Genomic DNA, 26,689 nt, shown 5'->3' on the forward strand with positions numbered 1-26,689 from the left:
AGAGCGTGAGGTCATGACGCAAGACGCCTCGGTCGGCCGGCTCAAGCGGCTCGAAGAGTTCACGCTCATGGACCTCGAGTCCGTGCACCTCATCCTGCGCGGCGACTCGGTCATCGACTGGAGGAGGCTCAACCTGCAGGGCGAGCAGGCGGCGCGGGACCTCTTGCTGGCGCAGGAGTTCCGCCCGGACGAGCCGGGGGATCGCGCCCACCTCGAGAGCGTCAAGAACGAAGCGATCGCGTACCTGCGCCGCCATTTCGAGTTCCCGATCCCGAGCCCGGTCGCTCGCGCCTCGGTCGAGGAGATCCTGCTGCTCGCCTCGGGCAAGGGCCACCGCCAGCTCTGCGCCTGCACGATCCTCAAGGCGATGCACATCATCCATCACCTGGCCGGGCGCGAGCTCCTCTTCTCGATCCCCATGTCGGACCAGGACGTCTTCCACCTCGTCGAGGAGAAGGTGTACCGGGTGATCGGCGGCATGCTGGCGGCGGGCTTCCCGATCACCGAGTTCATCGGCGGGCGGAAGAACAAGGACTCGCTCTACACGAAGCTCCTGTCGAAGACCGACACGACCGCGGCGGCCATCTACGACAAGCTTCGCTTCCGCATCGTCTGCCGCACCGTGGACGATCTGCTGCCGGTGCTTCTGTACCTCTCCGAGCGGCTCTTCCCGTTCAATTACGTCGTGCCAGGCGAGAGCACCAACACGATCCTGCGGTTCCGGAGCTACTGCGAGACGCGGCCCTTCCTTGAGCCGATGCTCGACGCGTTGCAGACCGACGTCGACGACGGGCTCACGGCAGGCGACAACAGCTTCAGCGATCGGAGCTACCGCGTGATCCACTTCGTCGTCGATCTGCCGGTGCGGCTCCCCGCCGAGATCCTCGACATGGCGCCGCCCGCGGCCTGGGCGCTCGGGCCGATCATCTTCGTCCTGTGCGAGTTCCAGCTGATCGACCGCGAGACCGAGGCGGCGAACGAGGTCGGCGAGGCCAGCCACGCCAGGTACAAGGAACGGCAGAAGCAGGCCGTCATGCGCAGGCTCAAGCTCGGGGTCCGCTCCACCCGTGACCCGGCGAGCGGCGGACCCAAGCGGGATCGCTAGGCGCCGCGGTCGGCGCGGGTCGCCTTCCAGACGCCGTAATCGAGCGGGCAGACGGGAGAGATCCGCGAGACATCCGGGGTGGGTCCCCGGAGAGCGGCACGCGTGAGCAAGGCGGCGAACGCCGCTGCGACGCCGGGAGCAGTCGGGCTATCGGAGCAGAGGCCGCCGAGCGAACAGCCTGGACGGTGACCGACGGCGCTCAATCGAGGAGGCCTGCCGGCCCCTCAACGACACCGCCGGACGAGCGGGCTCAGATGCGGCCCTTCAGCGCGTCGCGATCGAGGACGACGATCCGGCGGCGATCGATCTCGATCACCCCCTTGCGACGGAGATCGCCCAGGGTGAGCGTGACGGTCTCGCGCGTGGAGCCGATCATGCTCGCCATCTCCTGATGGGTGAACGGCGCGGAGATGAGCACGCCGCGCGGATCGGGGATGCCCCAGCGCGTCGCGGCCTTGAGCAGGAACTCACAGAGGCGGGCCTCCACATTGCGGAAGAGCATGGACGCCAGGCGCTCCTCGGTGTCCGTGTGCCGCTCGACCAGCGTGGTCACGATGGCGGCGGCGAAGTTGGCGTCGCTCGCCATCAGGTTGCGCACCGTCGCGAGGGGGACGAGGAGCGCCTCGACGTCCTCCGTGGCGATCGCGCTCTCCCGGTGGGCCGTGACGCCCCCGAGCGCAGCCTCGCCTAGCACGTCGCCGGCCCCTCTGTAGCCGAGCGACAGGCTGCGCCCGTCGCTCATCCCACGCACCAGCCGGACTCGGCCGAGGCTGAGCATGGCAAGCGCGGTCGCTGCGTCGCCCTGCGTCACCAGGTGACGCCCTTTCGCGACGCGTTGGATCGTCCCTCCGTCCGCCAGCGCCGACTGCGTGGCCGGGGAGGCCGCGTTGCCGATCGCGCCGCGCCGGACAACCCGCCGTTTGCGGGAGTCCAGGTCGAGTCCACCGTCGTTCCCGAGCGCGCCAGGCTGGACCCTGACGCTCCGTGCCATCGCATCCTTACCCATCATCATCGCGGCTGCTCCTGCGGTTTGCGGTGTCGCGGTCCTACTGTTCCGGGGGGCCCCACCGGCTGGGGGGGGCCCGACTTGTGCCGGAACCTCCCACTTGCGTTGACATCCTGGATACCCGGCCCGTACCTTTCGGTTCGAGCCGGGCACGCCCCGTGAATGAACCCCTGCACGGGGGAGCCAGTTCGACCGCTCCTCCAGCTACGGACGTTGGATGCGCCTCTTTAGCGGCAAAATTACTCCCCTCACAGAAGAACTCGTCCGCGCGCTCGTGGACAACCGCGATATCGAGTGCGAATCGAAGAAAGAGGTCGCGCTCGACGTCGAGTCGGTCTTCACGAGCTACCTGCATGCAGAGCGGGAAGCGACCGAGCGGGCGAAAGAGATCCTCCAGGCACGCGGACTGCCTCAGGGCGAGTTCAACCGAGTCAAGCGCCTGGCCGCGGAGCAGAAAGGGATCAAGACCGGCGAGGAAACCATGGATTATCTCCTCGACCAGCTGCTCGAGATGCTGATGCACTCGAACAACGTCGAGGAGGTGTTCGTCGAGGACCACGACCTGCGCCGCCGGATAAGGCCCATCCTTCGGAAGTACCTCGAGATGGACGAGGCGCTCGACACCGAGGTGCGCGGCAAGCTCCGCCACGTGCAGGAGGGCTCCCGCACCTGGGAAATCGAATACCAGCGGGTCATGGGCGAGATCCAGCGGCGCAAGGGGCTGCTGTAATCGCCGCCAGGCAGGCGGGCTCTCAACCGAGCAAGCGAACCGTCTGCGGCGTTTGCCGGTCCAGCGAGACGCCGTCTGCCCATGGCCTCGGCGCCCGCTCTGCAGGGACATTGCCTGTAGGACAAACGCGCACCATCTGCGACCATAGCCGCGGCGGAGCGTTCCTTCTGCCAGATCGGGCTTCGTCGTGGTACCGGAGGACATCATGAGCTGGATTCCGAAGGTCGAGGCGAAGCGCCACTTCTGTCATAAATGCAAGAACGAGCTCATCTTCGAGGTGAAGCTCCAGCGCGCGGACACCTGTCCCCACTGCGGTGTCGACCTCCACTGCTGCAGGAACTGCGAGAACTGGGACCCGGCCGCGCACAACCAGTGCAAGGAGCACATCGCCGAGTACATCCCGGATCGGGAGAGAGCGAATTATTGTACTTTCTTCACGTTCAAGAACGGCGTACCGGAAGACAACTCGAAGCGCATCGCGGATTCTCGCTCCAAGCTCGACAACCTTTTCAAGAAGAAGTAGGCGCCCGCTGGGGGAGCACGCACATGTCCACGCCTCGCTACTTGATCACCGGCGGTGCCGGGTTCATCGGAAGCAACCTCGTCGCGGCGCTGACCGCCGCCGGCGAGCGGGTCCGCGTCCTCGATAACCTCGCGACTGGGCGATGGGAGAACCTCGACGGGCTCCCCCACCAGTCGCAGATCGAGCGCATCACGGGGGACATCCGGGACGCGGCGGCGGTCGCGACGGCGGCCAAGGGGGTCGAGGTCATCCTCCACCAGGCCGCGCTCGGCTCGGTCCCGCGCAGCGTCGAGTCGCCCATCGAGTCGAACTCCGTCAACGTCGGCGGCACGGTCACGGTGCTCGACGTGGCGCGCCGCCAGGGCGTGCGCCGGGTGCTCTTCGCCGCGTCGTCCAGCGCGTACGGCGAGACGCCCGTCCTCCCGAAGCACGAGGGCATGGAGCCGATGCCGCTGTCGCCGTACGCGGTCACGAAGCTCGCCTGCGAGCACTACATGAAGGTCTTCGCGGGCATCTACGGCATCGAGACCCTGAGCCTGCGTTACTTCAACGTCTTCGGGCCGAACCAGACCCCGGACGGCGCCTACGCCGCGGCGATCCCGCGGTTCGTCGACGCCGCCCTGCAGAACCGGCCGATCCCGATCTTCGGCGACGGCGAGCAGACGCGCGACTTCTGCTTCATCGAGAACACCGTGCTCGCGAACCTCCTCGGCGCGACGTCGCCGAAGAAGTTCAAGGGTGAGGTCATCAACATCGCCGGCGGACGCAGGATCGGGCTGAATGAGCTCTGCAAGGAGATCTCGCGGGCCCTCGGGCGGGACGTCGCTGTCGAGCACCTCCCCGCCCGCGCCGGGGACATCCGCCACTCGCTCGCCGACATCTCGCGCGCGGCCGAGCTCATCGGGTACGAGCCCCGCGTACGCTGGGAGGACGGCATCGTCCCCACGGTCACGTACCTGCGGACGCTCCGTGAGAAGGGCCCCGCGGCCGCGTCGGCCACGGTGACCTGTGGCAAGGTTCCGCTGCCCAAGGCCCAAGGGGCCTCGGACGGCGGACCAAAGGCGAGCTAGGTAGAGCGGGGGCGGCTCGTGCGGAGCATGACCGGCTTCGGGCTCGGTGACGCTTCGCTCACCGATGGGCGCGTCGTCGCCGAGATCCGCTCGGTGAACCAGCGCTTCCTCGACGTGCGCGCGCGGCTCCCGCGCGAGCTCGTCGATCTGACGATGTTCGCCGAGCAGGTGGCGCGCGAGCGCCTGCGGCGGGGGCGCATCGAGATCATCGTGCGCACCGAGGGCGCGGTGCTGGCCCCGAGCACGCTCGACAAATCGAAGGCGCGCGCGGCGTTCCGCGCCCTGGCGGAGCTCCGCGACGAGCTCGCGCCGGGCGCCGACGTGCCGCTCTCGCTGCTCTGCGCCGTGCCGGACCTCTTCGCGCCCGCCGGCGGCCACGAGATCGCGGCCGTCCGCGCGGCGCTCAAGCTGGCCATCGAGCGCGCGATCGACGCGATGGAGGGCATGTGCCTGCGCGAAGGCGAGGCGCTCGCCAGCGACATGCGCGGGCGGGTGGCCACGTTGCGCGCGCTATCGTCCGAGGTCGTGGCGCGCGCGGACGAGGCGCGCGAGGCGCTCAGGCGCCGCCTGCGCGAGCGGGTCGAGCGCCTGCTCCAGGGGGTCGAGGCCGGCTTCGAGGCGACGCGGATCGAGGCGGAGGTGATGCTGCTCGCCGAGCGCAGCGATATCACCGAGGAGGTCACCCGCCTCCGGAGCCACCTCGACCAGTTCGGCGGCGCGCTCGCGGCCCCGAGCGGCGACCCCTGCGGAAGGAGGCTCGACTTTCTGCTTCAGGAGATGGTACGCGAGGCGAACACGCTGGGCTCCAAGGCGCAGGACGCCGCCATCTCCCATCACGTCGTGGCGATGAAGGTGGAGCTCGAACGCCTGCGGGAGCAGGTCCAGAACATCGAGTGACAGGAGAGCATGTCGACCGAAGCACTCAGTGACGACTTCCTCCTCCTCATCGTGTCGTCCCCGTCCGGCGCGGGGAAGACGACGCTCTGCGGGAGGCTGCGCAGCGAGTTCCCCGACCTGCGCTTCTCGGTCTCCCACACGACCCGGCGCCCGCGCCCGAACGAGGTCGACGGCCGGGAGTACCACTTCGTCGACCCGAACACGTTCGAGCAGATGATCCGCATCGGCGCGTTCGCCGAGTGGGCCAGGGTGCACGATCACCTCTACGGCACGAGCCTGAAGGAGATCGAGATCGCACGCGCCACCGCGCGCGGCGTGCTCTTCGACATCGACCACCAGGGCGCGCGGCAGATCAAGGCGAGCCTGCCCGAGGCGGTCGCCGTGTTCATCCTTCCCCCGTCGCTCGCCGAGCTCGAGCGGCGCCTGCGCGGGCGCGGCACCGAGGACGAGCCCACGACGCTCCGCCGCCTCCGCAACGCGAAGGGCGAGATCGAGCATTACGGCTTCTTCGACTACGTGATCGTGAACGACGAGATCAACCGCGCCTACGAGCAGCTGCGGTCGCTCGTCTTCGCCGAGCGGTGCCGCCGCCAGCGGCGCGCGGCCCTCTGCGAGCGGCTGCTCTCGGAGCGGAGGTTCGAGCGATGAGCGCCGGCGCGACGCGCGACGTACTCGCCATCATCGGCGGCAGCGGCGTCTACGAGATGGGGTGGCTGGAGGACGTCGAGGAGGTCTCGGTCTCCACCCCCTTCGGGCTGCCGAGCGACGTGGTGCTCCGCGGGCGGGTCAAGGACGGCGACGCGACCGTGCTCTTCCTGCCGCGCCACGGCCGCGGCCACCGCTTCTCGCCGTCGACGATCAACTACCGCGCGAACATCTGCGCGCTGAAGATGCTCGGCGCCACGCACGTGCTCAGCGTGAGCGCCGTCGGCTCCCTGCGTGAGGACATCGTGCCTGGCGACCTCGTCGTCGTCGACCAGTTCATCGATTTCACGAAGCGGCGGATCTCGACGTTCTTCGATGAAGGCCTCGTCGCCCATGTGCCGTTCGCCGATCCGGTGTGCCCGATCCTGGCGAGCGCGGTCCACGACGCGGCGCTCGCCACCGGCGCGCGCGTCCACCGCGGCGGCACCTATGTCTGCATCGAGGGCCCTCAGTTCTCGACGCGAGCCGAAAGCCGCATGTTCCGGACGTTCGGCGCGCATGTCATCGGGATGACCAACTTGCCCGAGGCGAAGCTCGCCCGCGAAGCGGAGCTCCCTTACGCCACGCTCGCGCTCACCACCGACTTCGATTGCTGGCACGTCAGCGAGGAGGCGGTGAGCGTCGAGGCGGTCATCGCCGTACTCAACCGCAATATCGGGTATGCGCGGGACGTCGCGAAATCCCTCGCCCGTAATCTCCCCGACGTGTCTCAGAGCCCGGCCCGTCATGCGCTTGAGAAGTGCATCATGACCACGGCCGGCGCGTCATCGCCCGACGCAGAGGCGCGGCTCGAGTGGCTCATCGGCCCTCGGCGCAAGGCCGACTGAGCTGACCTCAGGGCCCCTCGGCGGCGCGCCCGCTCCTCCGCGAAGCGGGCGCGAGGGGGCGCAGCGGGCACGAGGGGGGCGCGGGGGGCGCAGCGGGCGGGAGGAGGCGCGTCGGGCGCGAGGAGCAAGGCGGGCTCTGCTGGCGTCGGGTACGGCCGCGGCGCACCGGCGCTGTCGCAGAAACGAAACGCGCGGCTAGCGGCTACGCACAAACCTGGCTAAGAGGCGTCCTGTGACGACCTCATCCGCGATCCTCATCATCGGCTCGATGGCGTTCGACGACCTCGAGCTCCCCTCCGGCAACGAAAGAGACGTCGTCGGTGGCTCGGCCACCTACTCGGCGTTCGCTGCCTCGTGCTTCGCTCCGGTGCGCACCGTGGCCGTGGTGGGCGATGATTTCCCCGAAGAGACCCTCACGGCGATGCGATCGCGAGGGATCTCGATCGAGGGCGTCGAGCGCGCTCCCGGGAAGACGTTCCGCTGGGCCGGGCGCTACGACGTGGATCTCATCCATCGCACGACGCTGGACACGCAGCTAAACGTGTTCGCGTCGTTCGCGCCGAAGCTGCCGGACACCTACCGCGACACGCCCTTCCTCCTGCTCGGCAACATCCATCCCGCGCTCCAGCTCGACGTCCTCGAGCAGGTCCGCGCGCCGCGCTTCGTGCTCGCCGACACGATGAATTTCTGGATCGAGGGGGAGCCGAAGGCGGTCGCGGCGATGCTGCGCCGCATCGACACGCTCGTGGTCAACGACGAGGAGGCGCGCCAGCTCTCGGGCAAATACAATATCCGCCGCGCGGCGAAGGAGATCCTGTCCCGTGGTCCGCGCCGGCTGATCATCAAGCGCGGAGAGCACGGCGCGCTGCTCTTCGACGAGGAGGGCGTGTTCGCCGCGCCCGGCTTCCCGCTCGAGGACGTCATCGACCCCACGGGCGCGGGCGACGCCTTCGCCGGCGGGCTCATCGGTTACCTGGCGTGCCAGCCGGAGATCACGCCGCTCGCGCTCCGGCGCGGCATGCTCCATGCGACGGCGACGGCCTCGTTCTGCGTCGAAGCGGTTGGCACGCGGCGGATCGCGACGGTCACTCGATCCGAGATCGCGGCGCGGCTGACCGAGATCCGGGCGCTGTACGAGTTCGGCGCAAGCACCATGTGAAGCCCGCCTGGGGGCGGCGCTGGTCCGAGCGCCTGCCGTGTGCGGTCGCTGTTCACCTTCCGGCGCATAGCCGTGCTAGACGACCGTCAAAGTGAACATGAACCTCACCACCCGAACATTCGCAGGCATCGCCTTGCTGGCCCCCCTCGTCTTCGGTTGCGCGGCCCGTACGGCGCCGTTCGACGAGATGGACAAGGCGCAGATCACGGTCCTCCGCCTCCAGGGGCAGGAGCTGGCCCCGACGCCCGTAGCGACGACCGGGGCCCCCACCCTCATCCCGGGCATCCCGCCCGAGCTCCAGCAGATGGGGCAGGCAGCCCTTCAGGGGCTGCAGCAGGCGCTGCCCGGGCTCATCCCGCCCAACCTCATCCCGGGGCAGACCGCCAGCACGCCGGTCCTGCCCGCGCAGCCGCGCTTCAAGAACTTCGTCATCCTCCAGCAGCGTCAGCTCACGACCAGCGACGCCGACGCGGAGCTCACGGACCAGATCCTCGACGTCTTCGGCGACGAGGACAGCTTCACCGCGGATCGCGGCAACTGCTTCTATCCCGGCCTGGGCATCTCGATGGTGCGGCCGAACAACCCCACGCCTGTCGACCTGCTCATCTCCTTCTCGTGCAACCAGGCCATGGGAGACGGCTTCCGCTGGCCTTACGCGACCAACGGCTTCTCGGCCGAGACCCACAAGAAGCTGAGCGAGATCTACCAGCAGCTCTGGGGACAGGCGGTCCCGCCCGGCGCGTGATCCCCTCCCGCGGCGAGGAGCTCTGCTGGGAAATTTGTAATCAGTACCACATATCGTGACCGCAGGGTCCGGATGGCTAGACTTGATCGAGCTTCCGAGGTCCACGCGTATCGGTCAGGAGCGCGCCGCACGACGTCATGATCCCCCAACCCCAGCTGTTGCCGGGAAAGGAGCTCGGGCACTACGAGCTCCTCCTGCCCATCGCGCAGGGGGGAATGGCTACGGTGTGGGCCGCGCGCCACAAGGGTCGTCGTGGCTTCCAGAAGACGGTCGCCATCAAGACGATGCTGCCGTCGCTCTCGGATGATCCCCAGTTCGAGAAGATGTTCCTCGAGGAGGCGAGGCTCGCCTCGGGGATCCATCACCCGAACGTCGCCGAGATCCTCGACCTCGGCGAGCAGGACGACGTCCTCTACATCGTGATGGAGTGGGTCGACGGCGAGGCGCTGTCGGTCATCGCGAAGGCGGCGAACAAGAGCGGCGTGGCCATCCCGATGCGCATCGCGCTCCGCGTCCTCGGCCGCGCTTGCCTCGGCTTGCACGCCGCGCACGAGCTCCGGGACCCGCAGAACGACGACCAGTTGCTCGGGCTCGTGCACCGCGACGTGTCGCCCCAGAACATCCTCGTGACGTACGACGGCCACGTGAAGCTCGTGGACTTCGGGGTCGCCAAGGCCACCAACCGCACGCACAACGACACGACCGCGGGACAGATCAAGGGCAAGGTGCCGTACATGTCCCCGGAGCAGGCGCGAGGCGAGCGGGTCGATCGGCGCACCGACGTCTTCGCGATGGGGATCGTGCTCTACAAGCTGACGACGGGAGAGCACCCCTTCGCCGCAGAGAACGACCTCCTCACGCTCAAGTACATCACCTCGCGACCGGCGCTCTCGCCTCGCCTGAAGAACCCGGATTTCCCGCCCGAGCTGGACCAGGTCCTGATGAAGTGCCTGCAGAAGGAGCCGGAGCGGCGATACCAGACGATGCTCGAGCTGGAGAGCGCCCTGGAGGCCGTGCTGGCCAAGGAGCCGACGGTGACGGACCACGACGTCGGGGCGTTCGTGCGCGGGCTCCTGGGAGAGCGCAACCAGCGCCGGCGCGCAGCGCTGCGCGACACGGTCCGCATGCTCGACGAGCGCGCCTCCCACCCGCCCGAGGTGATGCTCGTGCGCGACAGCATCAGCGAGCTCTTCTTCACGCAGCTCCCTCCTGGTCACCCGAGCGCCCAGCTCCCCGCGCCCCGCCGGAGAACCCCCGCGCCCTCGCGACCGGCGCTGCCATCGCTGCCATCCGAGTCGCTGATCCCGAGCTCGCCTGGCCAGGACACTCAGCTGGGCCCGATCGAGGTCCCGGCGGCGCGCCGCCGCGCGGGGACGCGGGTGGCAGCCGCTGCGCTCGCGCTCATCACGTTGCTGGGCGCCGGGGTGATGTGGATCCGGCGGCCCGCGCCGCAGCAGAGCATGTCCGAGGAGCTCACGGTGCACGCCCACGGCGCCGGCCCGGCGGCGACCGAAGCCACGACGGGCGCAACGCCGAGGCCGGACGGCGCGCCCTCGCTCCTGGCCGACCACGGCGGCGTGGGCGCTCGGTCCGCCCCCGAGGCGAGCGACCCGGAGGGGCGCGGGGCGAGCGCTCCGGACCCGACGGCCAAAGGCACAACGGCCGCCGCGACGCCGAGCGCGACGGCTGCAGGATCGAGCGCCCCCAGCGCGCGCAGAACAACCCCGGGCAAGCGTCCCTCGACGAAGTGGGTACCGACCGTGACCAACCCCGGGTTCTGAGCGGCCGCAGGGCGCGGCAGCTCCGCGACGCGCTCCTCCTGGCAGCAAGCCTGGGCGTCGTGGGCGGCGCCCTGCTGTTGCGGCGGAGCCGAACGTCCAGCGCCTCGCCGACCCCGGCGCAGGCGAGCGCGCCCGCGGAACCGTCGCCCCTGCCCAGGGGCGGTGAGCCCGAGCGCGCGGCGCTTGATCAGCACGATACGCAGCACGAAGCGCAAGCGGGGTGCGGCTTTACCGACCAAGGGTTCGGCGTCTACGAGCGATGGCGCCCGCTTCCGCTGGGAAAGCTCCTCGTCCCGCCGGCGCACGCGATTCGCTCGGATGGCGGCTACGATCTTCTGATCCACTTCCACGGCGCCGAGCCTGTCCGGAAGGTGCTGGCTCCCAGGGGCATGGATCTGGTCATCGCCGGGGTCGACGTGGGGACCCGCTCGAGCGAATACGCGCGCGCGATCGAGGGCGGCAGCTGGGACGCGCTGCTCCAGGCGATCGACCGCGAGGTCGAGAGCGCATCCGGGAGCGTGGGCGCGCGCGTGCGCCGCCTGGTGCTGTCGTCCTGGAGCGCTGGGTCCGGCGCGATCGGCAGGATCATCGAGCGCGGGAGCAGCCACGTGGATGCGCTGATCCTGCTCGACTCCCTCTATGGCTCCTACATGCCGGGGCAGACGTCGCTCGCGCAGGGGCAGCTCGCCCCGTACGTCGCGCTGGCCAACGCCGCCGCGCGCGGCGCGCCGGTCTTCTACCTGACGCACACCGACATCCCGACCAGCGGCTACGCGTCCACGAAAGAGGCGGCCACGTTCCTTCTTCGCGAGCTCGGAGCCACCCCCATCGCGGTGACCTCGAGCGGGGACGAGGCCCCCTCCGCTGCGCCCGGCGCGCCGGGCGACCACGCTGCGGAGGCAGGAGACGCGCTGCGGCTCACCCGGATGTACGACGGCGGCAGCCTCTACGTGCGCGGCTACGCCGGAGCGGGCCCCGGGGAGCACTGCGCGCAGCTGCGGCTGCTCCCCGCGATCCTGGCGGAGCACGTGCTCCCCGCCCTTCGCCGTTGAGGCGACGCTGCTGCGAGAAGCGCGCGGCGCCTTCTCGGTGAGGGAACGCGCCGACGCGTCGGCGCGCGCCCTGTGAACCGCCGCGGCTCAGTACGACTTCGCGAACACCACGCGCCGCGGGCTGGGCTTGCCGGTGAAGATGCACTGCCCTTCACCCGTCAGCGCGTCGGCCCACGGCGCCCCTTCGAACCCCCCGGTCGGGATGCAGCGGATGGTCACCTTGTGCGCATCCTTCACCGCCGTCTCGATCTCCGGATCACCGGACCAGTGCGCCAGCGCGAACCCGCCTTGCGCCTCCTTGCCCCCGGTCGACGCGAAGAACGCGTCGAAATCTGCGCGGCTGTTGATCACGTGCGTGTTGCCGTCGCGCACGGCGAGCGCGCGCGCGTAGAGGGTCGCCTGAATGTCGCCAAGGATCTCCGTGATGCGGCCCACGAGCTCCCGGCGCGCCATGCTCGACTTGTCCTTCGGCGAGCGGTCCCTGCGCATCACCATGGCCACGCCGGCGTCGACGTCGCGCGGCCCGATCTCGATGCGCAGGGGGACGCCCTTCTTCACCCACTCCCACTGCTTGTCGCCGCCGCGGATGTCCCGCCGATCGATCTCGACCTCGACGCGGCGCTCGCCGAAGCGCTGCGCCCGGAGCTCCTTCGCGAGCCCGTCGATGTACTCGTCGATCTTGGCGCGCGTGTCGTCGCCCCGGTACACGGGCAGGATCACGACGTGCGCGGGCGCGAGGCGCGGCGGGAGCACCAGGCCGTCGTCGTCGCTGTGGGTCATGATCAGCCCGCCGACGAGGCGCGTCGATACGCCCCAGGACGTCGTCCAGGCGTGCTCTTCGGTCTCCTCCTTGGTCTGGAACTTGATGCCGCTCGCCTTCGCGAAGTTCTGCCCCAGGAAGTGGCTCGTCCCGGCCTGCAGGGCCTTCCGGTCCTGCATCATCGCCTCGATCGCATAGGTGTCGACCGCCCCGGGGAAGCGCTCGCTCGCCGTCTTCGGCCCCTCGAGGACGGGCATCGCCATGAAGTCGCGCGCAAACGTCGCGTAGACCCCGAGCATGCGCAGCGTCTCCTCGCGCGCCTCGGCCTCGCTCGCGTGCGCCGTGTGCCCCTCCTGCCACAGGAACTCCGCCGTCCGCAGGAACAGGCGCGTCCGGAGCTCCCAGCGCACGACGTTCGCCCACTGGTTGATCAGCAAGGGGAGATCCCGGTAGCTCTGCACCCAGCTCGCGAACGCCGCGCCGATGATCGTCTCGGACGTGGGGCGCACGATGAGCGGCTCCTCCAGCCGGGCCTGAGGGTCGGGAATGAGCCCGCCGCCAGGGCCGGGGACGAGCCGGTGGTGGGTGACCACGGCGCACTCCTTCGCGAACCCCTCGACGTGCTCCGCTTCCTTTTCAAGGAACGACTTCGGGATGAACAGCGGGAAGTACGCGTTCTTGTGCCCGGTCGCCTTGAACATGCTGTCGAGCTCGCGCTGGATGTTCTCCCAGATCGCGTAGCCCCATGGCTTGATGACCATGCAGCCGCGGACCGGGGAGCTCTCCGCGAGGTCGGCCGCGCGCACGACCTGCTGGTACCACTCCGGGTAGTCCTCGTTGCGGGTGGGCGTAATGGCGGTCTTCTGCGCTTCGTTCTTGGCCACGGTCTCTGCTCTCCTCGATGGGCGGCTTGGCCGGCGGCCTTCGACCGGGCCGCCTTCGTCCCGCTGCGGACGGTCGGCTGGCGCCGGCCCCGCTCCGGGCTGAGCGCGCGACGTATCAGGAGCGCGGCAGGGTGTCGAGCGCAGCGGTCCCAGCGCCGGAGCCGCGCCGCCCTCCCGCTGGGCTGGAGCGATGCCGCTCGCCTCGCCGGCCGCCGCGCGCCAGGCTGCCTTCGCGGCGGCGCGCCGTCGTGGTACGCGCAGGAGAACGACGTGAACTACGTCATCCTCACGCACGGCGGGGTGACCGCGCCGCAGAGCGGCTCGGAGAGCTGCGCCAGGGCCGCCGACGAGGCGCGTCGCGCGCTCGACGGGGGCGGAGAGGCGCTCGCGGCGGCGATCGGAGCGACCGTGCGCCTCGAGGACGACCCGCGCTTCAACGCCGGGACGGGCTCGAACCTCCGCCTCGATGGGCGGACGGTCGAGATGGATGCGGCCGTGATGGCCAGCGACGGACGGTTCGGCGCGGTGGCGTGCATCGAGCGGGTGAAGAACCCCGTCCTGGTCGCCGCGAAGGTGACGGAGACGCCGCACCTGCTCCTCGCCGGCGCCGGCGCGACGGCGTTCGCTCGCCGGCTGGGGTTCGCCGACCACGATCCGGTCACCGAGGAGGCCCGCCGGAAGCACGCCCGCGCCCTCGCCGCGCTGCGCGGCGAGGGCGGAGACGACGAGACCACGAACGACGCGGCGCGCTTCCATGCGCTCACGGCGACGCGGTTCTGGAACTTCGACGCCGAGCCGATCGAGTGCGACACCGTCGGGGCCGTCGTGCGCGACACGCACGGCCGGTTCGCCGCCGCGGCGTCGACGGGCGGATCGACCTACTCGCTCCGCGGCCGCGTCGGGGACGTGCCGCTCCTGGGCGCAGGGATCTACGCCGGCCCGCACGGCGCCGTGGCGGCGACCGGCGTCGGCGAGGAGATCGCGCGCCGCTTCCTCGCGCGGACAGTCTATGACTGGCTCGCCGATGGCGTGGCGCCCGCGCGGGCCGCGCAGCGCGGCGTCGCGATGTTCCCCGACGTGCTCGCCGTCGGCGTGCTCGTGGTGGGGCGGAGCGGCCAGGCGATCGCCTCGAACCGCACCATGGCAAGCGCGCAGCTCGTGGGCTGAGGAGCCGCAGACGACGATGCAAAGTGGAGACCCTGATGCGATCGTGGTGGGCGCGGGACCGAACGGCCTCACGGCGGCGGCGTACCTCGCCCGCGCGGGCTTCTCGGTGCTCGTGCTGGAAGCCGAGCGAGAGCCGGGCGGCGCGGTCCGCACGCGCGAGGTGACCCTCCCGGGGTTCCGCCACGATCTCGGCGCGGCGTTCTTCCCCTTCGGGCAGACGAGCCCGGCGCTGGTGCCGCTCGATTTGCCGGGGGCCGGCCTCGTGTGGCGGCACGCGCCGATCGACAGCGCTCACCCGGCGCCCGACGGGACCTGCGCCTCGATCGCGCGGGACGTCGAGGCGACGGCGCGGTCGCTCGGCGAAGACGGCCCCGCGTGGCGCCGGATCGCCGGCTGGCACGCGGCCACCCGCGAGCGGCTGCTGAACGCGCTCCTGTCCACGCCGCCCGCCCTCGGGCCGCTGCTCCGGCTCGGGCCCCTCAACCTGCTCCGCCTCGCGCAGGTGGCCCTCTCGAGCGGACGTGGCTTCGCGACGCGGACCTTCCGGACAGAGGCGGCCCGGCGCATTGTCCCCGGGCTCGCGCTCCACACCGACGTAGGCCCGGACGATCCCTGCGGAGCGATCGTCGGCTTCATGCTCACCGTGCTCGCCTCGAGCGGCGGCTTCGCGGTACCCGAGGGCGGCGCCGGCGCGATCACGAGCGCCTTGCTCAGGCGCGTCGAGGAGCGCGGGGGCGCCCTCCGCTGCGGCGCCCGCGTCGACCAGATCATCGCCCGGGAAGGACGGGCGGTCGCTGTCCGGCTCGAGGACGGCCAGGAGCTCCGCGCCCGCCGCGCGATCGTCGCCGACCTCGCCGCGCCGACGCTCTACCTCCGCCTGCTCGCGTCGGAGCTGGTCCCCGAGCGGGTGCAGCGCGCCATGCGCCGGTTCCGCCAGGGGTTCGGCACCTTCAAGATGGACTGGGCGCTCGACGGTCCGACGCCGTGGTCCCACGAGGATCCCGCGCGCGCGGCGGTCGTGCACGCGGGCGACAGCCTCGACGACCTCTCGGCCTTCACGCGGCAGGTGCGCGCCGGGGCGCTCCCCGAGCACCCCTATCTCGTGATCGGGCAGCAGTCGCTGGTCGATCCGACGCGCGCGCCGGCCGGCCGCCACACCCTGTGGGCCTACTCCCGCGTCCCCTCCACCATCGAGGGCGGCTGGGCGGGCTCGCGCGAGCGCTTCGCCGATCGCATCGAGGCGCGTATCGAGGAGCTCGCCCCTGGCTTCCGGCAGAGGATCATCGCCCGGACGATCTGGGCGCCGGACGATCTCGAGGCGATGGATGCAAACCTCATCGGCGGCGATCTCGGCGGAGGCTCGGCCGACATCCGGCACCAGCTCATCTTCCGGCCGGTGTTCCCCTATTTCCGCTACCGCACGCCGCTCCGCGGTCTGTATCTGGGCTCGTCCTATGCGCACCCCGGCGCCGGCGTCCACGGCGCGTGCGGGCGCAATGCAGCCCTGGCGGTGCTGGAGGACGAAGGCTAGCGCGCTTCGCTACTTCGACCGCGACGACGGGCCGTCCCGGTAGTCGGAGCGCTTCAGGCCGTGGCTCGCGATCTTCTCCTGGAGCGTGCGCAGCGGCATCCTGAGCCGCCGAGCGGCCATCGCCAGGTTGCCGTTGGTGCCGCGGAGGGCATCGAGGATGATCTCCGTCTCCAGACGGTCCATCTGCGCCTTGAGCCCGATCGTCGGCGCGGAGCTGGGCGGCCCTGCGAGTTCGACGGGGGTCCGATCGGGCGGCGGCGTGGAGCGTTTGGGCGCCGAGAGCGAGTGGATGCTCTCCGGCAGGTCGAGCGGGGTGATGACATGCCCCCGCGCGATGACGACGGCGCGCTCGATGGCGCTGCGCAGCTCGCGTACGTTGCCCGGCCAGGGGTACTGCTCCAGGAGCGCGAGCGTCTCCGGATCGAGCGAGCGCACGTTCCGGCGGTGCAGCTCGCTCGCCTGCCGGAGGAAGCGCTGCGCCAGCGGTCCGATGTCCTCCCGCCGCTCGCAGAGCGGCGGGATGCGCAGCGGCGCCGCGTTGAGCCGGTAGAGCAGATCCGAACGGAACGTGCCCGCCTCGCACATCGCCTCGAGATCGCGGTACGTGGTCGCGACGATCCGCACGTCCACCTCGATCTCCTTGGTCGAGCCGACGGGGACCATGCGACCGGTGTCGAGGACGTGCAGCAGCGCGGCCTGGCAGGAGGGCGGGAGGTCGCCGACCTCATCGAGCACCAGGGTGCCGCCCGCGCACGTCTCGAAGACGCCCTCTTGCGCGTGGACCGCGCCGGGGAAGGCGTCGACCTCGTGACCGAAGAGCGTGCTCTCGAGGAGCTGGGCGGGCACGCCGCTGCATCCGACGCGGATCATCTGCATCTTGTGGCGAGGGCCAGCCTCGTGGATCAGCCGCGCGAGCACGTCCTTGCCGGTCCCCGTCTCGCCCTGGAGCAGCACGGGCGCGGACGAGCGCGCGAGGCGCATCGCGGTCTCGAGCACCGGGCGCATCGCGGGGCTGCGCATCACGAGCCCCTCGTCGCCGACCGTGCGCAGCCCACCCACCGGCGTGGGTCCGCCCACCAGGTTCTCGATGCTCGGCATCTTTCTCCGCCCCGAGGCGCCGCGACGCCCGTCGAACGCGTCGAGGTTCAGCACCGGCAGCTCGGCGCTCGCGATCACGCGCAGCGACGCCGTGATCTCGCCGAGCATCACCTCGTCGCCGGGCTTCAAGACGCCGTGCTCGACGCGCTGCCCGCTCAGGAAGGTGCCGTTCGTGGAGCCGAGATCCTGGATGAGCACGTCGCCGCGCTGGAACGTGAAGCGCGCGTGGCGTCGCGACAGGCTGCGCTCGGGGATCGCGACATCGGCGCTCGGATCGCGGCCGATGACGACGCCGACCCCCTCGATCAGCCGCACCGTCTCGGCGCCTTGCCGGTGGTAGATGATGAGCAGCACGTTCGGCTGCGTCCCGCGCTCGCGGCTCAGCTGCGTCAACGCATCACGGACCTGCGACATGGCCATCGGGTCCGTCACGCCCAGCTGCGACTCAACCTGGACCTCCTGTGCTCCGAGGTCGTCGTGCGGCATGGCTGGCCGTACGCCCTTGGGCTCCACAGGCAAGTCGACGCCAGCGTGGCCTTCCTCAGACGCGCCCGGCGCGCGGACGTCCGGCGAAGATAGACTCGTCGGAGCGGCCGGACGCGAGTGATTCATGCGTTCTCTCTCATGCGTGCCCGAGGAGCCTCCGGCTCCAAATGTTGGCCCGCGAGCCCTGCTCGCGCTCGTCCCGTAATCCTATGACCATAAGCCAGAGGTTGCCCGGCGCGCAAGGCGCGAGCAGCACTTCGTCGGCGCTGCGGCGGCAAGCTTTGTTGTCTCTGCTTCCTCCGCTTCCTCCGCTTCCGCTTCCTCCCCTCCCTCGCTGCCTTTGCCTTTGCTGCCTCTACATCCCAGTCCTTTCTCTTCCGTTTCTGCAGTGTAGCCCTCGGACGCATCCTCTGCAGGCTGCCTCGGCGCTTTGCTCAGATCTCGCGCACAACGCGCTCGTCAGAGGCGAGCGATCGCGCGGATGGCTCGGTGCTGCAGTGTGCGCTGAAGCGAGAGCACGGGAGGTCCTCGAGCGACGGGAGCTCCGCATAACCGCGGGGACCGGCGATCTCGTTGAAGCAGCGCCCGAGCCAGCCCGGAATGACGAGCGCGTAGGTGCGCGCAAGCCGTCGAGGATCGTCCAGTGTGCGCAGCATCGCAAGGTAGGTCACTTCTCCATAGGTCGCCTTGAAGGCAGCCGCCTGCTCAGGGCGCGCCAACCAGCTCATGACGCCGGCGCGATCCGCCTCCGGGTGGAACTGGACCGCCTCGACGCCGGGCGCGACCTGCAACCCGAGGATCGCCCGCCCCTTGGAGATGCCGTCACGGCTCTCGCGGGCGAGGAGTTGGCCGCCGAGGGAGCTCAGCTGGCGCTCGTCGAGGTTCACCGCCTCCCAGTTGCGGTGCTCGAACGCGAAGAGACGGTCCCCAAACGGCGCCAGCAGCGGGTGTTGCTGGCCGACGGGCGTCGTGTAGATCGGCATGACGCCGAACTTGCGATCGGCGCGGGGCACGACGTCGGCCAGCTTGTAGTGATGGACGACGAGCTCGAACGAGTAGCAGATCGCGAAGAGAGCACGCCGGTGCGCGCCCCCCTGGATCGCCGACTCGACCACGCCGTCCACGAAGCGCGCAAAATCCCACGTCCAGGGCTCGCCCTCCCCATCAAAGGGAGAGCCGGGCCCCCCTGACGCGAGGTACAGATCGCAGTCCGTAGGGATGGGTGCGTTGGTGTCTCTGGGAGACACCTCGACGACCTCGCAGGAGAGGCCCGGATTGCGCGCCTGAACGCGTTCGAAGAACCCCGCGGCGAGCCCGCGTAGACAGCGCATCGCCTGGTTCACGTGGCCATTGTTCATGTCCACGATGCACAACCGCAGCGGCCGGCCGTTCGCGACGGTAGCTTGCCGGCCGGGAGTAGGTGGAAGTGGATTGGAGCTCATCGGAAGGTGGCAGTTTGCGGACGTAGACCCCCACGTTTTTTACCCATACCACCCCGCTGACCTCGCGAAAAGAATGGTCTTCTCCGGTACGCCGGTTACGCCGGTTACGCCGGTTACGCCGGTTGCTCCCGCTACTTCAACTTCATCGGCTGATCCCTTTACGTTCACGTCAGCCACATCCGTCACATCCGTCATGTCTGTCACATCCGTAGCGCTTGTTATGTCCATCACACCAGGTATGTCCATTACAGCGGTTACATCAGCTTCGGTTACGTCCGCTACGTCCGCTTCATCGATCACGCAGCGGACGATTCGTCACCTTCTGGAGGAAACCAAAACTCCTTCCTCGGACCCGCGTTCGTGGGAATCCTGTGCGTGATGAACAAACGGAATGGTTCGACCCGTGATCCTCTGACCCGCCGCCATGTGCTGACCGGGCTCGGCGCTGCGCTCGGCGCCTCGGCCTTCGGATGCAGCACCCCAGAGGGCGCGATGTTGCTCGGCAACGCCCCGCCGAGCGCGGGCAGCGCTGACGAGAGCGACGGAGCCGGCGGTGCGGGTGGCTCAGAAGGCGCGGTCGGCGCAGGACGGCCGGAAGGTGGCGAGGCCGGCGGCGCTCCGGATCGCTGCGCGGAGACGGGAGGTCTGAGCCCGGCGGAGCTGCTGGCGCCCATCAACACCATCGTCGTTCTCTGTATGGAGAACCGCTCCTTCGACCACTATCTCGGCTCGCTGCTGCTGAAAGAAGGCCGGCAGATCGACGGTCTGACAGGCACAGAGTCGAACCGAGCGCTCGATGGGACGCGGATCTCGCCCTTCCAGCTCGACAATTTCACGCCCGCCGACCCGCCGCACAGCTGGGACGCTGCCCACACGCAGTGGAATCAAGGGATGAACGACGGGTTCGTCATCGCGCACGCAGGGCCGCACCAGCGCGACGTCATGGGCTATCACGTGCGGGAGCATCTGCCGGTCCTCTACGCGCTCGCAGACGCGTCGACGATCTGCGAGCGCTGGTTCTCCTCGGTGCTCGGCCCGACCTGGCCGAACCGGTTCTACCTGCACGGCGCCACGTCGAGGGGCGTCTCGAGGAACGTGCCGGTCACCGGCTTCACGAGCGTGTTCGATCTGCTGAGCGACGCAGGGATCTCGAGCAGGAACTACTTCCACGACGTCCCGTGGTGCTCGGGTGCGTACTTCAAATTCAAGGGCGTCTCCGGGATCGAGCGCTTCTTCGAGGACGCGGCCGCGGGGATCCTCCCCTCGTTCTCCGTCATCGATCCCCAGTTCTTCGGCGCCACCGCGAACGACGATCACCCGGACCACGACGTGCAGCTCGGGCAGGTGCTCATCGCCAGCATCTACAACGCGCTGGCGAAGAGCCCCCAGTGGGGCCAGTGCCTCCTCGTGATCACCTACGACGAGCACGGGGGCTTCTTCGACCACGTCGCGCCGCCGTCGACCACGGACGACGACCCCCTGTTCACCCAGCTCGGGTTCCGGGTGCCGTCGCTCGTGGCAGGCCCGTTCGTCCGGAGGGGCTGCGCGGTGAGCACCGTGCTCGACCACGCGTCGGTGATCCGCACGCTGGAAGCGCGCTTCGATCTCCCCTCGCTGAACGCGCGCTCCGCCGGCGCGAACGATCTCTCATGCTGCATCGATCCGGCGCTCCTCCGCGATCCTCAGGAGCCGATCCTGCTGCCCGAGATGGACATCTCCCTTTCGCGGCTGCGCTCGCGCACCGAGTCCGGGATCTCTCATCCGGAGCTGTGGGAGGCCGCTGAACGCGGGCTCATCCCGCGGCACCTCGATCGCCGGGACGAGGGTCCGGCCATCGCCCGGCGGGTGCTGGCGCACGCGGAGCGGCTCGGCACGGCGAGGCTCAGGGATTGAGGCGCCGGCCAGCCGGCGCCGAGGTCGCCCGGGGGCGGGAGGTCTGATAGAAGCGCCGCCGTGCCGCCCGATCTCCATCCGCCCGCCGCCCTACAGGCGGGGACCACGCCGGCGAGCGCAGCCCCGGGCGCGCCCCCGGCGACCAGCGCAGGCCCGCCGGCGGCCGGGCAGGAGAAGGCGACCAGCGCGGCGCGCTCGTCGGCGATGGTCACCGCTGGGATCATCCTCTCGCGGCTCGTCGGGCTGCTCCGCCAGCGGGTGACGGCGCACTTCTTCGGGACATCCGAGCTCGCCGACGTGCTCGCCGCGGCGTTCCGCGCGGGGAACATCACCCAGAACCTGCTCGGCGAGGGGACGCTCTCCGCGACCTTCATCCCCGTCTACGCGCGCCTCCGCGCGGCCGGCGACGCGCGACGCGCGGCGCACTTCGCGCTCTCCGCCCTCGGGATCCTGCTCGTCGCCGCCGCGGTCGCGTCGCTCGCCGGCGTGCTCGCGGCGCCGTGGCTGTCCTTCCTGGTCGCGGCGGGCTTCGACGACGACAAGCTCGCCAGCACGACCCGGATCGTCCGGATCATCTTCCCGATGACCGGCCTGCTCGTGCTGTCCGCGTGGGGGCTCGGCGTGCTCAACGCGCACCGGCGGTTCTTCCTCCCGTATGCGGCGCCCGTCGCGTGGAGCGCCGCCCAGATCGTGGGGCTGCTCGCGTGCGGCGCGTGGCTCGGCATGCGCGGGGAGCCGCTCGCCGAGGCGCTCGCGTGGAGCGCGCTCGCGGGCGCGGCGCTGCAGCTCTCGCTGTTGCTCCCCTCGGCGCGCTCGCTGCTCGGCAGGCTCACGCCGCGCCTCGACACGAGCGACCCGAGCGTCCGAGAGGCCGGCAGCAAGCTGCCCGCCGCGCTGCTCGGCCGCGGGATCATCCAGGTGTCCGGGCTCGTCGACACGCTCCTCGTGAGCTTCCTCGGCGCCGGCGCGAACGCGGCCTTCAGCTACGCGCAGACGGTCTACCTCCTGCCGATGAGCATCCTCGGTGTCGGCGAGGCCGCGGTCGCGTTGCCCGAGATGGCGCGCGACACGGCCGAAGCCGACGTTGCGCGGCGCAACGAGGCGCTGTCGCGCCGACTCGGGGCGTCGCTCGCGCGGATCACGGTGCTGACCGTGCCGGCCACGGCCGTGTTCATGGTGCTCGGGCGGGAGCTCATCACGCTGCTGCTGCAGACCGGGACGTTCGACCAGGAATCGACGGCGAGGGTCGAGCCGCTCGTGTGCGCCTACGGCCTCGCGCTGCTCGGGAACGCCGCGGGGCGCGTGCTGATCACCGCCTCGTTCGCGCTGGGGGACACGAGGACCCCGGCCCGCTACGCGCTCTATCGCGTGGTCGTCAGCACCGCCGTCGCGCTCCTCCTGATGCAGTGGCTCGACGTGCTCGGCGTCGTGCTCGGCGCCGTCATCGCAGGGTGGGTCGAGGCGATCGCCCTCGGGTACCGCGTGCGGCGCGAGATCGGCGGGCTCGGGCTGGATCAGCTCCGGATCGGCCGCGTGGCCTTGCTCGCGGCGATATCGGTCGGCTGCGGCGCCGCGTTGAAGGCGGCGCTGCCCGAGGCGGTGGCCGCGGCGCCGTGGGGTGCCGCGCTCATCCTCGCTGCGTGCGGCGGTGCCTTCGCCGTTGCGGCGCCGGCGCTCGGGCTCTTCAGCCTGAAGTCCCTCCTGCGCCGGAGGTGATCATGGGCGGCGCCGCGCGCGCACGGCCCTCCGCGTGCGCATGGTGCCACGCGACGTAGCGCTCGACGAACGCGCGCTGCACGGGGCGCAGCGCGACGCGCGGGCGCCGTCGCTCGATCAGGGCGAGTGCCTCGCCCACCTCGATGCCGCCGCGGGTGGCGAGGTAGCAGAGCGCGAGCGTGACGCTCCTGCCCACGCCGCTCGCGCAATGGACGTGGACACGGTGGCCAGCGACGATATGCCGCTCGAGGAACGCCACGCCGCGCGCGGCCTCCTCGAGCGTGGGAGCGCACATGTCCCAGCAGGGGACGCGCAGGTACTCGACCCCCGCCGCGCGCAGCGCGAGCACCGGATCGTACAGCTCGCGCGACACGTTGATCACGGCGCGGACGCCGAGGCGACGAAGCTCGACCACGTCGCCTGGAAGAAGGAACCCCCCGATCAGGAGGTTCGGGCTCACCCACGTGCGCCACGGGTGCCGCAGCCGGAGCGACGCGGAGGCGCGGCGCAACGCCAGGAATGCATAGAAAACGAGGGCATACGGCGCGAGCAGGAGGAACACCACCGCAGGGCGAAAGCGCACGCGCACCTCATGGCGTCGACGCTCGCTTCACGCCAGCGGCCGGGCGGCACGCGCGCCGACGACGCGCGCCCACGACACGCGCGCCGAGCGCACCGACGATGCGCAGGCGACGCCACGGAACTTGGCCCAGCGCGCGCGAACCGGGCATGCGTCGGCAGATGCCGCTCGCTTCCTTGCCGACGGATCTCTCCCGCTCGGCCTCGCCTCCGCGCCTCCGGACGCCGCTGCCCTGCGCGCCGCGGCGCCCCGACCGCGGCCCCCGCTCGCGACGCGTCGATGGGCGGCTCGCAACCTTGCTCGTCGCGCTGACCGTGTGCGGATGCAGGCCGGGAGGCGCGGCGGTGGAGCTGTCGAAGGAGGGGGCGAGCGACGACGCGATCGAGGTCGCCGCGCTGCCAGCGGACGGCCCCAAGCTGGTCGCGCTTCGCGCAGGGACGCCGGTGCTCGCGCATCCGCAGGCGGGCGCACGCAAGCTCGGCGAGCTCTATCCTGGCGCCGCCGTCGTGAGGTCCTCGGAGCCGTACGGACGCGCGGGGTGCAGCGGCGGTTGGTATGCGATCCGCCCTCGCGGGTTCGTCTGCGCGGGCGACGGCGCGACGCTGAACACCGACGTGCTCGCGCTCCTGCCGGCTCTGCCCGACACATCGCGGCCCCTCCCCTACCGCTATGGCCGCGCGCGAACCCAGGGCGCCCCGGTGTATTTCGGGGTGCCCAGCCGCGAGGAGCTGCAGCACGCCGAGCCGGATCTCGATCGCCATCTCGAGCGTGTGCAGCGCAGCGACGCGCAGCTCGGCGCGTCAGCCAACGACGTCCCGCTGGACGCGCGCGGCGTCTCCTCCGGGCCCCCGGTGCTGCTGCCGAGAGGCGACGGCATCGGCGAGGACGGGCGCAGGACCGAGGCTGGATACTTCGTCTTCCCGATCGCCGACGTGATCGCGCCGCTCCCGCCCGTCGCCGCGCTCGGCATCGACATCGGCGGAAAGGACGGCGCCCGCGTCGATCTGCGCGCGGCGCTGAAGACGGTGGCGCTGCGCAAAGGCAGCGGGGTCGCGATCACCCGCACGTTCACCTCGGGAGCGACCGACGGACGCAGGTTCGGCGTGACGCCGGAGGGACGGCTCATCCCGACCGACCGGCTCCAGGCCGCGCTCGGATCACCGTGGCACGGCCTCGATGTCGAGAAGCTCGGGCTGCCTGTGGCGTTCGTCCATCGCTACGACGTTCACAGGTGGTCGCTCGGCCGCGGTAAGGCGAATGAGAACGACGAGGAGCTCGAGCGCCACACGGGCGTGCCGCTCACGGGCAGGTTCAGGACGGTGGACGGCGTCCGCTTCGAGGAGGCGCGCGACGGCTTCTGGCTGCGCGCGCAGGACCTTGTCGTCGTCGTGCGTCGCACCAAGCTCCCCGACTTCGCCAAAGGCGCGCAGCGCTGGCTCGACGTCAGCCTGGTGAACCAGACCCTGACGGCCTACGAGGGGCAGAAGCCCATCTACGCCACGCTGATCTCGTCCGGACGCGACCAGCTGCGCGACCCTGAATCGACCGCGTCCACCGCGCGCGGCACCTTCCGTGTTCGGAGCAAGCACGTCACGCGCAACATCGATCCGCGCGAGGTCGCCGACAGCTTCGACGTCACCGACGCCCCGTGGGTGATGGACCTCGCTCCGGGCCAGGCGATCACCGGCATGTACTGGGGCGCCGGGGTCGGCGAAGCGCAAGGCTTCCACGACATCGCGCTGACGCCCATCGATGCGCGGCGCATCTTCCTGTGGGCCGAGCCGGAGCTCCCCGAAGGCTGGCACGCTGTGTACAGCAACGACGAGGAAGGAACCCTCGTCCACGTGCGGCCTTGATGTTCACGCAGCCACCGCTGGCCCTCCGAGGGAGGCCAGCGGCCGACTGTCACCATTGCTGGTGCCGAAGGAGGGAATCGAACCCCCGACCCGGCGCGTATGAAACGCCTGCTCTAGCCAGCTGAGCTACTTCGGCAAAAGTGAGGGCGGACTAGTACCGCTCCGTCTCCACTCTGTCAAGCGAGGTCGTGCGCGTTACGACGCGTGATCGTCGCGCTCATCTCCGCCTCCTCGGTCATCCCGGTCATCCCGGTCATCGCAGTCATCCCCAAAGTTTGCTCGGGATCACCGTTCGCGCTGTCGGTGCTTCGGCAGGACCGCGGGGTTCCTCGCCTCGAACGGCATCGACCAACGGAAGCTCTCGCCGAGCTCGGGCGGCACCGGGGGGTACGGCGAACCGCGCAGCACCGCGCGCCGGCAGTTCTCATCGAACTCGGGGATGCCGCTCGGCCGCGTCACCGACGCGCTCCCCACGGTCCCATCCGCGCGGATCACGAAGGTCACGATCACGGTCCCCTGAAGCCCCTCGCCTGCGGCCCACTTGGGAAACGCGTCGGCCCACAGCGGATGCAGCTTGGCCATGACCTGCCTCATGTAGTGGCTGCGCCTGCCATCGAGCGGATCGTTGTCGAGCAGCCGGCCGCGCCCTGAACCGAGCGCGCTGGAGCGCGCACCGCGGCCCGCCACGCCGCCCGCGCCGGTCGCGCCCGGTCCTGCCTGTCCGCCTGGCCCGAGCCCACGCGCCCCTCCGGCCGAGCTGGCGTGAACGAGCGACTGGATCGCCGTCGCCACCTCCTGCTCGCTGTCCACCGTGTCGTTCGGGCGCCCCACGGCGTCCGCGGGGACGGATGGCGTGCCCACCGCGACCATCGGCCGCGCCAGCGGAACCGCCGCGCTCTCGCGATGATCCTCGCCGGGCCGCCCGTCGCGAACGCCCAGCCCCGCCGACGCGCGCTCGCCTCCCTCCACGGCGCCGCCGGCGGCGCGCGGGCTCGCCCCCAGGGAAAGCGTCGCGTCGCGCGCAGCGGACACGTCGGTCGCGCCGTCGATGCCTGCAGGCTGGGCCGCAGCGCCGAGCACACCGCCGCGACGCTCGGGCGCGCCGCCATCGCGCGCCCCGAGCGACGGATCGCGCTCGGCCGACGTGCGTCGCTCGGCCCGACGGCCGATCCGCCCCCCCGCGAGGAACGTGAGCTCCATGGGCTCCCGGCTGGCGCGCCAGTCCTCGCGCGATGCCCGCTGGGACGACGAGCGGATGCGCTGGATCTGGCTCCTATCGAGGCGCGAGCGGATCTCTGGAGACAGAAAGGTCGCGTCGTCCCTGTCGGCGAGGTTCAACGCAGGCAGCTCTGCCGCGTCGGTACCTCCACGCCCGCTCGTCCCCGTGTCCGGCCGCGGTGCGTCTTCCCCTCCGCCGCGCGAAACGCGAACGCCCAGCTCGGACGCGGTCGCCGCCGCGCGGTCGAGCGTGCCGTCCGTGACGACGGGCAGCTCGATCTCGATCGGCGCGCTCATCGCGGCTGGCGATCCGACCGTCCGCGCGCGCGCTACCTCTCGCCCCGAGAACGAGCCTGCGACGACCAGCGCGCCTGCGCCCACCAGCCCTGCGTGGGCTGCGACGGAGAGCGCCCACGCGGATGCGATCCGGCGGCCGTCGCGAGACCTCTGCGCCATCG

General features: G+C 70.6%; 23 protein-coding genes and 1 tRNA gene. 16 read left to right on the top strand and 8 right to left on the bottom strand.

Going from position 1 to position 26,689, the window contains the following annotated elements; translation table 11 throughout:
• Nucleotides 1-13: 13 nt before the first annotated feature.
• Nucleotides 14-1,105 carry a TIGR04552 family protein gene (locus WMF11_RS20995; protein ID WP_437978695.1) on the top strand — a complete coding sequence of 364 codons (1,092 nt, stop codon included), beginning with the start codon at nucleotides 14-16 and terminating at the stop codon, nucleotides 1,103-1,105.
• A 250-nt stretch (nucleotides 1,106-1,355) separates the two neighbouring features.
• Here WMF11_RS20995 and WMF11_RS21000 read toward each other — a convergent pair whose 3' ends face one another.
• Nucleotides 1,356-2,096 (bottom strand): Crp/Fnr family transcriptional regulator, encoded by a 741-nt coding sequence (locus WMF11_RS21000; RefSeq protein WP_272099495.1) that lies wholly within the window; start codon nucleotides 2,094-2,096, stop codon nucleotides 1,356-1,358.
• 232 nt (nucleotides 2,097-2,328) lie between these two features.
• Here WMF11_RS21000 and WMF11_RS21005 point away from each other — a divergent pair, with 232 nt between their 5' ends.
• From WMF11_RS21005 to WMF11_RS21050, 10 genes are all read left to right on the top strand, one after another.
• On the top strand, nucleotides 2,329-2,841 hold the full coding sequence (locus WMF11_RS21005) for a DUF507 family protein (RefSeq protein WP_012236388.1): 513 nt from the start codon (nucleotides 2,329-2,331) through the stop codon (nucleotides 2,839-2,841).
• 205 nt (nucleotides 2,842-3,046) lie between these two features.
• Entirely contained in the window at nucleotides 3,047-3,364 is a 318-nt protein-coding gene (locus tag WMF11_RS21010; protein ID WP_012236389.1) for a hypothetical protein, read from the top strand.
• Nucleotides 3,365-3,387: 23 nt separating this feature from the next.
• Nucleotides 3,388-4,434 carry an SDR family oxidoreductase gene (locus WMF11_RS21015; RefSeq protein ID WP_437978696.1) on the top strand — a complete coding sequence of 349 codons (1,047 nt, stop codon included), beginning with the start codon at nucleotides 3,388-3,390 and terminating at the stop codon, nucleotides 4,432-4,434.
• 27 nt (nucleotides 4,435-4,461) lie between these two features.
• Nucleotides 4,462-5,331, top strand: coding sequence for a YicC/YloC family endoribonuclease (locus WMF11_RS21020; RefSeq protein WP_437555443.1), 870 nt, complete (start codon nucleotides 4,462-4,464; stop codon nucleotides 5,329-5,331).
• Nucleotides 5,332-5,340: 9 nt separating this feature from the next.
• Nucleotides 5,341-5,979, top strand: a complete 639-nt coding sequence (gene gmk, locus WMF11_RS21025; RefSeq protein WP_012236392.1) for a guanylate kinase — start codon at nucleotides 5,341-5,343, stop codon at nucleotides 5,977-5,979.
• Entirely contained in the window at nucleotides 5,976-6,863 is an 888-nt protein-coding gene (gene mtnP / locus WMF11_RS21030) for an S-methyl-5'-thioadenosine phosphorylase (protein WP_437910271.1), read from the top strand. The genes gmk and mtnP overlap by 4 nt, the downstream gene beginning before the upstream one ends.
• Before the next feature lie 232 nt (nucleotides 6,864-7,095).
• Nucleotides 7,096-8,022, top strand: coding sequence for a PfkB family carbohydrate kinase (locus tag WMF11_RS21035; protein ID WP_437910273.1), 927 nt, complete (start codon nucleotides 7,096-7,098; stop codon nucleotides 8,020-8,022).
• A 97-nt stretch (nucleotides 8,023-8,119) separates the two neighbouring features.
• The gene (locus WMF11_RS21040) at nucleotides 8,120-8,767 is read left to right on the top strand and encodes a hypothetical protein (RefSeq protein ID WP_437554190.1); all 648 of its coding nucleotides are present in this window, start codon (nucleotides 8,120-8,122) and stop codon (nucleotides 8,765-8,767) included.
• Nucleotides 8,768-8,904: 137 nt separating this feature from the next.
• Complete coding sequence (locus WMF11_RS21045; protein ID WP_437978697.1) at nucleotides 8,905-10,548, top strand: serine/threonine protein kinase; 1,644 nt, start codon at nucleotides 8,905-8,907, stop codon at nucleotides 10,546-10,548.
• On the top strand, nucleotides 10,515-11,600 hold the full coding sequence (locus tag WMF11_RS21050; RefSeq protein WP_437978698.1) for a hypothetical protein: 1,086 nt from the start codon (nucleotides 10,515-10,517) through the stop codon (nucleotides 11,598-11,600). Before WMF11_RS21045 ends, WMF11_RS21050 begins: the two co-directional genes overlap by 34 nt.
• An 87-nt stretch (nucleotides 11,601-11,687) precedes the next feature.
• Here WMF11_RS21050 and proS read toward each other — a convergent pair whose 3' ends face one another.
• Nucleotides 11,688-13,244 carry a proline--tRNA ligase gene (gene proS, locus WMF11_RS21055; protein ID WP_437978699.1) on the bottom strand — a complete coding sequence of 519 codons (1,557 nt, stop codon included), beginning with the start codon at nucleotides 13,242-13,244 and terminating at the stop codon, nucleotides 11,688-11,690.
• Between the two features lie 270 nt (nucleotides 13,245-13,514).
• Here proS and WMF11_RS21060 point away from each other — a divergent pair, with 270 nt between their 5' ends.
• Nucleotides 13,515-14,411 carry an isoaspartyl peptidase/L-asparaginase gene (locus WMF11_RS21060; protein ID WP_437554197.1) on the top strand — a complete coding sequence of 299 codons (897 nt, stop codon included), beginning with the start codon at nucleotides 13,515-13,517 and terminating at the stop codon, nucleotides 14,409-14,411.
• Between the two features lie 16 nt (nucleotides 14,412-14,427).
• A complete protein-coding gene (locus WMF11_RS21065; protein WP_437978700.1) occupies nucleotides 14,428-15,942 on the top strand; it encodes a phytoene desaturase family protein in 1,515 nt (504 codons plus the stop codon).
• Between the two features lie 9 nt (nucleotides 15,943-15,951).
• Here the strand turns inward: WMF11_RS21065 and WMF11_RS21070 are convergent, their stop codons facing one another.
• The 3 genes from WMF11_RS21070 to WMF11_RS21080 form a co-directional block, all read right to left on the bottom strand.
• Entirely contained in the window at nucleotides 15,952-17,652 is a 1,701-nt protein-coding gene (locus WMF11_RS21070; RefSeq protein WP_437978701.1) for a sigma 54-interacting transcriptional regulator, read from the bottom strand.
• A 308-nt stretch (nucleotides 17,653-17,960) separates the two neighbouring features.
• The gene (locus WMF11_RS21075; protein ID WP_437978702.1) at nucleotides 17,961-18,884 is read right to left on the bottom strand and encodes a hypothetical protein; all 924 of its coding nucleotides are present in this window, start codon (nucleotides 18,882-18,884) and stop codon (nucleotides 17,961-17,963) included.
• A 123-nt stretch (nucleotides 18,885-19,007) separates the two neighbouring features.
• The gene (locus WMF11_RS21080; protein ID WP_437978703.1) at nucleotides 19,008-19,268 is read right to left on the bottom strand and encodes a hypothetical protein; all 261 of its coding nucleotides are present in this window, start codon (nucleotides 19,266-19,268) and stop codon (nucleotides 19,008-19,010) included.
• Between the two features lie 78 nt (nucleotides 19,269-19,346).
• Between WMF11_RS21080 and WMF11_RS21085 the strand changes: the two genes are divergently transcribed.
• Nucleotides 19,347-20,861 carry an alkaline phosphatase family protein gene (locus WMF11_RS21085; RefSeq protein WP_437978704.1) on the top strand — a complete coding sequence of 505 codons (1,515 nt, stop codon included), beginning with the start codon at nucleotides 19,347-19,349 and terminating at the stop codon, nucleotides 20,859-20,861.
• A 60-nt stretch (nucleotides 20,862-20,921) separates the two neighbouring features.
• Complete coding sequence (murJ, locus tag WMF11_RS21090; RefSeq protein ID WP_437978705.1) at nucleotides 20,922-22,577, top strand: murein biosynthesis integral membrane protein MurJ; 1,656 nt, start codon at nucleotides 20,922-20,924, stop codon at nucleotides 22,575-22,577.
• Here murJ and WMF11_RS21095 read toward each other — a convergent pair.
• Nucleotides 22,546-23,160, bottom strand: coding sequence for a protein-tyrosine phosphatase family protein (locus tag WMF11_RS21095; RefSeq protein ID WP_437978706.1), 615 nt, complete (start codon nucleotides 23,158-23,160; stop codon nucleotides 22,546-22,548). The two genes, murJ and WMF11_RS21095, sit on opposite strands and share 32 nt — an antisense overlap.
• A 293-nt stretch (nucleotides 23,161-23,453) precedes the next feature.
• On the opposite strand from WMF11_RS21095, the gene WMF11_RS21100 reads away from it, so the two are divergent.
• Entirely contained in the window at nucleotides 23,454-25,013 is a 1,560-nt protein-coding gene (locus tag WMF11_RS21100; protein WP_437978707.1) for a L,D-transpeptidase, read from the top strand.
• 59 nt (nucleotides 25,014-25,072) lie between these two features.
• Here WMF11_RS21100 and WMF11_RS21105 read toward each other — a convergent pair.
• Together WMF11_RS21105 and WMF11_RS21110 are read right to left on the bottom strand one after the other, a co-directional pair.
• Nucleotides 25,073-25,149: transfer RNA gene (locus tag WMF11_RS21105), tRNA-Met, on the bottom strand.
• Between the two features lie 149 nt (nucleotides 25,150-25,298).
• A complete protein-coding gene (locus WMF11_RS21110) occupies nucleotides 25,299-26,687 on the bottom strand; it encodes a TonB family protein (RefSeq protein WP_437978708.1) in 1,389 nt (462 codons plus the stop codon).
• Nucleotides 26,688-26,689 lie beyond the last annotated feature (2 nt).

Source organism: Sorangium sp. So ce295 (assembly GCF_051527405.1).
Taxonomy (GTDB): domain Bacteria; phylum Myxococcota_A; class Polyangia; order Polyangiales; family Polyangiaceae; genus Sorangium; species Sorangium cellulosum_B.

Coding starts and splice junctions, on each gene's coding strand:
- WMF11_RS21020 (WP_437555443.1), top strand. CDS start 4,462: ATGACCGGCTTCGGGCTCGGTGACGCTTCGCTCACCGATGGGCGCGTC.
- gmk (WP_012236392.1), top strand. CDS start 5,341: ATGTCGACCGAAGCACTCAGTGACGACTTCCTCCTCCTCATCGTGTCG.
- WMF11_RS21010 (WP_012236389.1), top strand. CDS start 3,047: ATGAGCTGGATTCCGAAGGTCGAGGCGAAGCGCCACTTCTGTCATAAA.
- WMF11_RS21085 (WP_437978704.1), top strand. CDS start 19,347: ATGAACAAACGGAATGGTTCGACCCGTGATCCTCTGACCCGCCGCCAT.
- WMF11_RS21070 (WP_437978701.1), bottom strand. CDS start 17,652: ATGAATCACTCGCGTCCGGCCGCTCCGACGAGTCTATCTTCGCCGGAC.
- WMF11_RS21005 (WP_012236388.1), top strand. CDS start 2,329: ATGCGCCTCTTTAGCGGCAAAATTACTCCCCTCACAGAAGAACTCGTC.
- WMF11_RS21000 (WP_272099495.1), bottom strand. CDS start 2,096: ATGGCACGGAGCGTCAGGGTCCAGCCTGGCGCGCTCGGGAACGACGGT.
- WMF11_RS21065 (WP_437978700.1), top strand. CDS start 14,428: ATGCAAAGTGGAGACCCTGATGCGATCGTGGTGGGCGCGGGACCGAAC.
- WMF11_RS21040 (WP_437554190.1), top strand. CDS start 8,120: ATGAACCTCACCACCCGAACATTCGCAGGCATCGCCTTGCTGGCCCCC.
- WMF11_RS21110 (WP_437978708.1), bottom strand. CDS start 26,687: ATGGCGCAGAGGTCTCGCGACGGCCGCCGGATCGCATCCGCGTGGGCG.
- WMF11_RS21015 (WP_437978696.1), top strand. CDS start 3,388: ATGTCCACGCCTCGCTACTTGATCACCGGCGGTGCCGGGTTCATCGGA.
- WMF11_RS21075 (WP_437978702.1), bottom strand. CDS start 18,884: ATGAACAATGGCCACGTGAACCAGGCGATGCGCTGTCTACGCGGGCTC.
- mtnP (WP_437910271.1), top strand. CDS start 5,976: ATGAGCGCCGGCGCGACGCGCGACGTACTCGCCATCATCGGCGGCAGC.
- WMF11_RS20995 (WP_437978695.1), top strand. CDS start 14: ATGACGCAAGACGCCTCGGTCGGCCGGCTCAAGCGGCTCGAAGAGTTC.
- WMF11_RS21045 (WP_437978697.1), top strand. CDS start 8,905: ATGATCCCCCAACCCCAGCTGTTGCCGGGAAAGGAGCTCGGGCACTAC.